Here is an 8,979-nt window from a genome sequence, read left to right on the forward strand (position 1 = left end):
GTCTTTTATAAAGAAGTAATTTAGTAATCTAAATATTTTGAGTAATTACTATCTCTAAATAAATCGAAATGGAGGAGAAAATTATAGCTTTTTTATTGAACAAGAAATTGAAATTGGTTAGGCAAATCATATTTCTACTATTTTTCTTCATTTTCTTGTATTGCTCAGGATTTTACATCAGATTTCCCAAAGAAGACCGTATTTATTGGTTTGTTAGCGTGTACACTTTTTTTGTCATCATGTTTTACATCAACACCTATTATTTGGTTCCTAAATTTTTGGACAGAAAATACCTGACCTATTTCTCACTTTTAATCTGTTTAGTTATTGTAACCCTAAGTATTGTACTTTTAACCAATCGATATATCCTACATTTAAATACTCCAAAAGGTGAATTCTTTATGCTACAGCCAATCTATGGAATTTTTACTTCGATTAGTTTTATCATGATTACAACAACAACAAGATTAGCGCAGAATTGGATTATTGATAAAGAGAAGATTATCGAACTAGAAAAACTAACGCGTAAAATGGAATTAGCGGAATTAAAAAACCAAATTAATCCTCATTTTTTATTTAATAATTTGAATAGTGTAAAAGCTCTAATCAGAAAAAATCCCGAAGAAGCTGTGAATACAGTTGTGAAGTTGTCAGAATTTCTGCGTTTTCAATTGTATGAAAATCGAAACAATAAAAACAATTTGTGTCAAGAGATTTTATTTCTTACCAATTATTTGGAATTAGAGCAAAAAAGACGGGACGATTTCACAGTAAAAATCAACAATACAATTAATTCGGAATCACTTAACCGACGTTTAATTCCTTCAAACTTATTTACCGTTTTTATCGAAAATGCAGTTAAACATAGTGTCGATGTTAATGATAATGCGTCTTATATCAATATTAATTTTAGCATAACAAATCTTATGTTGCATTTTGAATGTAGCAATTCTATCTGTCCAGATTTTAAAATTTCTGATACAAAAAATAAAGGAATCGGGCTTACGAATATCAAAAGAAGATTAGAACTTTTATATGGTGATAACTACGAATTGAAGCTAAATAAGAAAGAAAAAGAATTTGTTGTCACTTTAAATCTGCCTTTATGAAATGTATTATAATTGATGATGAACCTCTTGCGCGTGAGGAATTATCGGAGGAACTAAATGGTTTTGAATCTATTGAAATTATTGGAAGTTTTGGTAATGCAACCAAAGCGCTTGATTTTACTAAAAATAATCACGTCGATTTAGTTTTTTTGGATATTGAGATGCCATCCATAAATGGTCTCGAACTCGCAAAACAATTGCCTACGATTACATTATTTATTTTTACGACGGCTTATCCACAGTTTGCGATTGATGGCTACGAGTTAGATGCGATAGATTATTTATTGAAACCTATTTCGCAAGAACGGCTAAAAAAAGCGATTTCAAAAGCAGAATTATTGCATCAATTATTATCAGATAACACCATAAAATCAACAATTGAATCTAATTCAGAGCAGTTTATGTTTATCAAAGCAGACCGAAGATTTCATAAACTAAATTTTGAGGATATTACGCATATCGAGGCTTTGAAAGATTATGTCATCATTTATACGGACAAGCAAAAGTTGATAACCGCGATGAATCTAAAAACAATGCATACAAAGCTTCCAAACACAAGCTTTTACAGAGTGAGCAAATCCTATATTGTCAACAAAAATCATATCACTTCTTTTGATTATAACACATTGTACATCGATGATGTTGCCATTGCAATAGGTTCTACTTATCGTAAATTATTTTTTGATAATTATGGCGAAGGTTATATAAAAATGGAGGATTAAAAAATGTCTTTCTTTATTCAATATGAGTTTTGAATATTCTGTATTTTAATTATTAAATAATTGTTGTTAGATATACTCCCCTATATCAAAATCATCAAGACTTTTCTTTAAAATAAAAGAATTGCATTCTGATTTATCAGAAGCCATGCTGCAAGGCTAACTTCAAGTACATTTAGGTTATTCCAAAAAATGAGAAAAGTGATAATCCAAATGCACGTAATGGTACAACTTCAAAACGTTTAAAAGCTAATATGGAGAATCTACGATAGATGTTCCACAAGATCATAAAGAGAGCTATGAGCCAATTATTGTTCCTAAACATCAATCCAAATATGATTCATATTACTATTCATCAAATATAATAAATTATGAAAATAAAACTGAAGCATAAAAAAAGACGTTATGCAAAAAATATGCATAAACGTCTTTTAACTTGTTGATCATCAATTAATCTTGAGGTTCCTAGCGGATTCGAACCGCTGTGGACGGTTTTGCAGACCGCTACCTAGCCTCTCGGTCAAGGAACCATTCCCGTTGTTTTGGATTGCAAATATAGCAATAATTTCAGAAAAAAAAAGTTTAATACGATTTTTCTAAAATAACACTCACTTTTTCTACATGCCCACCAATAGGAGGATTCAGCTTAGATAATTTTACTTTTGCATACGTAACATTCGTAAGTTCTTGACCTATACGATCTAAGACTCTTTTACAAACATGTTCCAAAAGTTTTGAACGAATACCTACTTCTTCCTTCACAATTTTATTTAACGAAACATAATCCAAAGCATCTACCAATTCATCCGATTCTGTTGCTTTCGTAAAGTCTGCATGCGCTTCCAAATCAACCAAATAATCAGAACCAATACGTGCTTCTTCATCTAAACATCCGTGATTCGAATATATTTTTATATTTTCTAAAATAATTACTCCCATAGTCCAAAGATAAAAAAAGACTTGCGTATTTCTACACAAGTCTTGTATTGTTTAATTTTTTTAAACCTTATTATTTTGCAGATGCAAATCTTTCCGCAACTTTATCCCAGTTAATTACAGAGAAGAAAGCCTCGATATAATCAGGACGACGGTTTTGGTAATTTAAGTAATAAGCATGTTCCCAAACATCTAATCCTAAAACTGGAAATCCTTGTACATCAGCAACAGGCATCAAAGTAGAATCTTGATTTGGAGTTGATGTTACAACTAATTTTCCATCTTTTACGATTAACCAAGCCCATCCAGATCCAAAGCGTGTTGCAGCAGCTTTAGAAAACTCATCTTTGAAAGCTTCAAAAGATCCAAAAGCAGCGTTAATTGCATCAGCAACTTCTGCAGTTGGTTGATTAGCACCACCTGGAGTTAAAATTTCCCAGAATAAATTGTGATTGTAGAAACCACCACCATTGTTACGAACAGCTGGTTTGTCAGTTCCTTTTGCTAAAATTTCTTCGATTGTAGCATTTGCTAAATCAGTTCCTTCAATAGCAGCATTCAAGTTATTTGTGTACGCAGCATGGTGTTTGTCATGGTGAATTTCCATTGTTTTTGCGTCAATATGAGGTTCTAATGCATCAAATGCATAAGGTAATTTTGCTAATTCAAAAGCCATAATATTTATTTTTTAGATTTAATTTTCTTGTATAAAGATACACAATAACTCAACAAATATGATTCCGAAATGATAGAATTTTAACATTATTTAATAGTAAAAGCTTATTTTAGTAAAAGATTCTAAATTTTTGAAATGAAAATACTTTGGAAAATAATAAAATGGTTCATCATAATCATTTGTGTATTAATCCTAATTCTTTATGCAACAGGGAATGACTACATTTTTCGTGGCGTAAAATTAACCTATATGAAAGGTGAAAGCACTGCAAATATCAACGATTACAAAGATTTTGATAACAATGTAATTTTGGCAGGTGCACCGCGAGTTTGGCATCAACATTTAGATTATAATCAATTTCCGTTGTCAGCTAACTTCGAAAAGGAGATGAACGATTTCGGAACTGCTGGATTGGTTATTATAAAAGATAATCAAATTTTGAGCGAATATTATTTTAATGGATATGCGCAAAATGATATTACCAATTCTTTTTCGATGGCGAAAACATTCACAACAATGATGTTGGGAAAAGCGATTGAACAAGGTTATATCAAAGGTTTAGATCAAAAAATAACAGATTTCATTCCTGAATTTAAAGATGATAAATTTGGAGCTGAATGTACCGTTGGCGATTTATCTGCGATGACATCTGGTTATGATTGGGACGAAGATTATTATTTCCCACTCAATCCTACTGCTAAAGCGTATTATGGTGATGATATCGTTAAACAAATGTTAGATCGAAAATTTGTTTCTCAACCTGGCGGACATTTCAAATATCAATCGAGTGACACGCAATTATTAGGAATTGTGATTGAACGCGCAGTGAAAAATAAATCGTTATCGCAATATTTTCAAGAAGAATTTTGGCAACCAATGGGTATGGAATTAGATGCTCAATGGTCGAAAGATAATCCGAAAGGAATGGAGAAAACCTATTGTTGCTTCAATGCGACAGCGCGAGATTTTGCCAAACTTGGACAATTATTATTGAATGATGGAAATTGGTACGGAAAACAAATTTTGGATTCAGCATTTGTTCAGAAAATGGTTTTACCAAACAAAAAAGCGTTTGGACCAAATGAACCACAAATTTATGGTTATTCAGTTTGGATGGATTACAATTACAAAACGCCTTTTTATGCAATGTTAGGACATTTGGGACAACGTATCATTGTAATTCCTTCAGAAAAATTAGTTGTTGTTCGAACTGGAAAAACGCATAATGATCAGCCAAATAATCGTCCAATTGCAGATGGCGATGTTTATCGATTGGTAGACGAAGCGATGCGAATTAATCAAAAAGTGAAAGAAAATGATCCAACGAATTCAATACAGTAAAATATTATTTTTAGACATCGAAACGGTTCCACAAACCGATGATTGGAATCTTTTGTCTGAAAGAACACAAGCTCTTTGGGAAAAGAAAACAGCTTATCAACGCAATAATAACGAGATTTCTCCTGAAGAATTCTACCACGAACGCGCTGGAATTATGGCTGAATTTGGGAAAATAGTTTGTATTTCGGTCGGAATTGTGGTCAAAGATTCTTTTATTCACATCAAAAGTTTTTATGAACATGATGAGAAAAAATTGTTAGAAGATTTCAATTCAATGTTGATTGAAAACTTTTTCAAGCCTGATCATATTTTATGTGCGCACAACGGAAAAGAATTTGATTTTCCGTACATCGCTCGCCGAATGATGATTAATCAAATTGAAATTCCAGCTATTTTGCAATTATTTGGTAAAAAACCATGGGAAGTTCAGCATTTGGATACAATGGAATTATGGAAATTTGGTGATTACAAGAACTTTACATCCTTAGATTTATTGGCAAATGTTTTCGAAATTCCAACTCCAAAAGATGATATCGATGGTTCACAAGTTGCGCGTGTATATTACGATGAAAACAATGTTGAACGCATCAAAGATTATTGTGAAAAAGATGTTGTAACCTTGATTAATGTTTTCAGGAAAATGCGCTACGATCAACCTTTACAACGAAAAGAAGATATATAAAAACAAAAAAATCCGCTCAATGAGCGGATTTTTTTGTTTTTATATTTAATGATTAATTTTCATCATCTTCTGCTGAATCTGGTTCATCGCGGAAGTTTTCAATCAATTCATCTTTCACTTTCAATTGTACTTGCTCAACAGAATTTCGGTACATTTTGATAATTGTTCCTGTATATTCTTCCAAATCAATCAAATCTCCTTCCGTTAATTCCTTATCAGGATAACATTCAGAAATCAATCCAGCCAGCGTATCATAATGTTCGCTTTCTTCGAATCTAAACGGTACTAAACGATTAATATCGCTTATCGCGTTGTGTGCATTTATATTATAAACACCTTCAGAAACACGAGAAACTATCGGATCTTCGTTATCATATTCGTCTTGAATTTCTCCAACCAACTCCTCCAAAATATCTTCCATCGAAACAATTCCTGCAACTTCACCAACTTCATTTGTTACAATTGCAATTTGCATATGTTTTTTCTGAAATTGTTTCATTACATTCTTAATCAATGCATTTTCTGAGATAAAAATTGGCTCTCGCAACAATCCTTCAATTTCAGTTTGATTTGGATTTTCTAACAATTGCTTGATTAAATCCTTAGCGTAAATGATACCTTTTATATTATCAAATTCTTCTTCGTAAACAGGATAACGCGAATAACCTTCATTAATCGCATAATCTAACGCATCTTTTACAGAAGTATTAATATTAATTGCAGAAACATTTTTACGTAATGTTTGAATATTCATCACTCGACGATCATCAAACTCAAACACATTTTGAATTAAATTACGCTCAGATTCTTCAATTGCTCCACCTTCAGAACTTTCTGTAATAATCATTTTCAACTCTTCTTCTGTGTGAATTTCACCTCCATGAATAGGATGAATTCCAATCGCACGAAGAATTACATTTGCCAAACCATTCATTAAAACAATAAGAGGTTTGAAAACAAAATAAAATGCACGAAGAGGCCAAGCTACTGTAAAAGTAGTTTTTGTTGGATACTGAATCGCAATAGATTTCGGCGCTAACTCACCAAAAACAATGTGCAAAATAGTAATGATAACGAAAGCTGCTGGGAATGCAACATTATGCGCAATCGCTGTCCAAGAAGGAGAAGTTAAACCAACTACTTCAAAAAGTTTTACGATTACAGGTGTTAAAGAGCTTTCTCCAACCCAACCAAGACCAAGCGAAGCTAATGTAATACCTAATTGTGTTGCGGCAAGATAAGAATCTAAATGATTAACGATTCGTTTTGCAGCATTTGAAGTTCTTTCGTTAATATCTTGATTAACTTCAATTTGTGACGAACGTACTTTTACAATTGCAAACTCGGCTGCAACGAAAAAACCATTTAATAAAACAAGGAAAATTGTAAGCAAAAGTTTTGCTACAGAAATTTCATCGGCGACATTGTGATTAGCGACTAAAAACAATGTCGAAATCTGGGAGTATGTATCCATTCTTCGAATTTAAAAAACTGACTTGTTATAAGTTTTTATAAGCCAGTAAATCAATACATCTAAATTAATAAAAAAAAATAAAAATCACAACGTTTTGATTCGTAGCAAAATTACAAAATTTATAAATACAAAATCTTAGAAATTATTGATTCGAGAAAATGATTAAAAAAATCACTAAATTTCCACTTCATTTACCAAGCAACAATTTGCCATGCAAAAGCAAGATTTACATTATATTATCGAGGTCAAAAATTTATCGATTTCTTTTGGAGATAAACAAGTTTTGAATAACATCAATTTCAAAGTAGAACAAGGTGATACATTAGGAATTGTTGGAGAATCTGGCTCAGGAAAGTCGTTAACTTCATTGGCAATTATGGGTTTATTGTCTCCTAATGCAATTATTCATCCCAAAAGTGAAATTCTTTTTCGTCAAGATGATAAAATGATAGATTTGCTTAAACTTTCGCCTAAAGAACTGGAAAAAATAAGAGGAAATGAAATCGGAATGATTTTTCAAGAACCAATGACTTCTCTAAATCCAAGTTTACGTTGCGGGGAACAAGTGGAAGAAGCGATTCGTTTGCATCAAAATTTATCGAAAGAAGAAGCTAAAAAGAAAGTTCTTCATCTTTTTGAACAAGTAAAATTACCAAATCCCGAACGTATTTATAAAGCCTATCCGCACGAATTATCTGGCGGACAAAAGCAACGTGTAATGATAGCAATGGCGATTTCTTGCGAGCCGAAATTATTGATTGCGGATGAACCTACAACAGCTTTGGACGTTACGGTGCAAAAAGCGACGTTAGATTTATTGAAAGAATTACAAGAAAAAAATAACATGAGCATGTTGTTTATTTCTCACGATTTGGGTGTAATTGCAAATGTTTGCGAAGAAATTTTGGTGATGTTTCGTGGTGATGTTGTAGAACAAGGAAATGTTGAAACTATTTTTAATCATCCGAAAGAAAATTATACAAAAGGTTTAATTGCTTGTCGACCTCGATTGGATGAACGCGCAAAACGTTTACCTACGGTGAAAGATTTCTTAGGAAATCCAAATTTCAAAACTGAAATCTATACAGAAGAAGAACGCGAAGCTTTTCACGAAAAAATTTATGCAAATCCTCCAATTTTAGAGGTTAAGAACTTGAAGAAATATTTCTATCCTTCGACTCTATTTGGAAACGCTACAATCCCGAATGTAAAAGCTGTCGATGATATTTCGTTCAAAGTTTATCTAGGTGAAACAATGGGCTTGGTTGGCGAATCGGGTTCTGGAAAAACAACTTTGAGTAGAACTGTTTTGTTATTAGAAAAACCAACTGCTGGCGAAATATATTATAATGGTATAGATATCACGAAACTGAAAAAAGAGGAAATTCGTAAATTAAGAAGAGAAATTCAGATTATTTTCCAAGATCCATATTCAAGTTTGAATCCTCGACAAACCGTTGCGCAAATTATTACGGAGCCAATGCAAGTACATAAAATTGGTCAGAATAAATCGGAACGATTACAAACGGCTTCATCTCTTTTACAAAAAGTAGGTTTATCAGATCAAGATTTGAACAAATATCCGCACGAATTTTCTGGTGGGCAACGTCAACGTATCGGGATTGCTCGTGCTTTGGCTTTAAATCCTAAATTTATCATTTGTGATGAATCTGTTTCTGCGTTGGATGTTTCTGTTCAGGCGCAAGTTTTGAATTTATTAAATGATTTGAAAACCGAATTTGGTTTTACCTATATATTTATCTCACATGATTTGGCTGTTGTAAAATACATGAGTGATCAGTTATTGGTGATGCAACACGGAGAAATGAAAGAATTGGACGATGCAGACAAGGTTTATGCGCATCCGACAACAAACTATACCAAAGAATTGATCGAAGCGATTCCAAAGCTATAAAAGGAATCTGTATAAAAGCAAAAAGCGTTTGAAGTTTATTTCCTCAAACGCTTTTTTATTGATCGCAATAAATCAATATAAACTAAACTATTTCAAAATAAAAAAGCATTCAAATCTGAATGCTTTT

General features: G+C 32.2%; 8 protein-coding genes, 1 tRNA gene and 1 pseudogene. 6 read left to right on the top strand and 4 right to left on the bottom strand.

Annotation, left to right across the window (positions count from 1 at the left end; translation table 11 throughout):
- Positions 1–401: 401 nt before the first annotated feature.
- The 3 genes and pseudogenes from N5D46_RS14265 to N5D46_RS14275 form a co-directional block, all read left to right on the top strand.
- On the top strand, positions 402–1,109 hold the full coding sequence (locus tag N5D46_RS14265; RefSeq protein ID WP_052217770.1) for a histidine kinase: 708 nt from the start codon (positions 402–404) through the stop codon (positions 1,107–1,109).
- On the top strand, positions 1,106–1,831 hold the full coding sequence (locus N5D46_RS14270) for a LytTR family DNA-binding domain-containing protein (protein ID WP_280050402.1): 726 nt from the start codon (positions 1,106–1,108) through the stop codon (positions 1,829–1,831). Before N5D46_RS14265 ends, N5D46_RS14270 begins: the two co-directional genes overlap by 4 nt.
- A 172-nt stretch (positions 1,832–2,003) precedes the next feature.
- Positions 2,004–2,168: pseudogene (locus tag N5D46_RS14275) on the top strand (transposase); the annotation flags it as partial.
- Positions 2,169–2,287: 119 nt separating this feature from the next.
- Here the strand turns inward: N5D46_RS14275 and N5D46_RS14280 are convergent.
- The 3 genes from N5D46_RS14280 to N5D46_RS14290 form a co-directional block, all read right to left on the bottom strand.
- Positions 2,288–2,358: transfer RNA gene (locus tag N5D46_RS14280), tRNA-Cys, on the bottom strand.
- A 52-nt stretch (positions 2,359–2,410) separates the two neighbouring features.
- Positions 2,411–2,767 (bottom strand): dihydroneopterin aldolase, encoded by a 357-nt coding sequence (gene folB / locus N5D46_RS14285; protein ID WP_038334989.1) that lies wholly within the window; start codon positions 2,765–2,767, stop codon positions 2,411–2,413.
- 70 nt (positions 2,768–2,837) lie between these two features.
- Positions 2,838–3,440: a superoxide dismutase gene (locus tag N5D46_RS14290; protein ID WP_038334988.1), complete on the bottom strand. Its 603-nt coding sequence runs from the start codon at positions 3,438–3,440 to the stop codon at positions 2,838–2,840.
- 135 nt (positions 3,441–3,575) lie between these two features.
- Here N5D46_RS14290 and N5D46_RS14295 point away from each other — a divergent pair, with 135 nt between their 5' ends.
- Positions 3,576–4,781 carry a serine hydrolase gene (locus N5D46_RS14295; RefSeq protein ID WP_280050403.1) on the top strand — a complete coding sequence of 402 codons (1,206 nt, stop codon included), beginning with the start codon at positions 3,576–3,578 and terminating at the stop codon, positions 4,779–4,781.
- A complete protein-coding gene (locus tag N5D46_RS14300) occupies positions 4,756–5,463 on the top strand; it encodes a 3'-5' exonuclease (protein WP_125348998.1) in 708 nt (235 codons plus the stop codon). Before N5D46_RS14295 ends, N5D46_RS14300 begins: the two co-directional genes overlap by 26 nt.
- A 52-nt stretch (positions 5,464–5,515) precedes the next feature.
- Here the strand turns inward: N5D46_RS14300 and N5D46_RS14305 are convergent, their stop codons facing one another.
- Positions 5,516–6,937, bottom strand: a complete 1,422-nt coding sequence (locus N5D46_RS14305; protein ID WP_114998216.1) for a hemolysin family protein — start codon at positions 6,935–6,937, stop codon at positions 5,516–5,518.
- 178 nt (positions 6,938–7,115) lie between these two features.
- Here N5D46_RS14305 and N5D46_RS14310 point away from each other — a divergent pair, with 178 nt between their 5' ends.
- The gene (locus N5D46_RS14310) at positions 7,116–8,852 is read left to right on the top strand and encodes an ABC transporter ATP-binding protein (RefSeq protein ID WP_280050404.1); all 1,737 of its coding nucleotides are present in this window, start codon (positions 7,116–7,118) and stop codon (positions 8,850–8,852) included.
- Positions 8,853–8,979: the final 127 nt, after the last annotated feature.

It is taken from the genome of Empedobacter sp. GD03865, from assembly GCF_029840775.1.
In the GTDB taxonomy this organism is placed as follows: Bacteria; Bacteroidota; Bacteroidia; order Flavobacteriales; family Weeksellaceae; genus Empedobacter; species Empedobacter falsenii_B.

Coding starts and splice junctions, on each gene's coding strand:
- N5D46_RS14295 (WP_280050403.1), top strand. CDS start 3,576: ATGAAAATACTTTGGAAAATAATAAAATGGTTCATCATAATCATTTGT.
- folB (WP_038334989.1), bottom strand. CDS start 2,767: ATGGGAGTAATTATTTTAGAAAATATAAAAATATATTCGAATCACGGA.
- N5D46_RS14305 (WP_114998216.1), bottom strand. CDS start 6,937: ATGGATACATACTCCCAGATTTCGACATTGTTTTTAGTCGCTAATCAC.
- N5D46_RS14300 (WP_125348998.1), top strand. CDS start 4,756: ATGATCCAACGAATTCAATACAGTAAAATATTATTTTTAGACATCGAA.
- N5D46_RS14270 (WP_280050402.1), top strand. CDS start 1,106: ATGAAATGTATTATAATTGATGATGAACCTCTTGCGCGTGAGGAATTA.
- N5D46_RS14290 (WP_038334988.1), bottom strand. CDS start 3,440: ATGGCTTTTGAATTAGCAAAATTACCTTATGCATTTGATGCATTAGAA.
- N5D46_RS14265 (WP_052217770.1), top strand. CDS start 402: ATGCTACAGCCAATCTATGGAATTTTTACTTCGATTAGTTTTATCATG.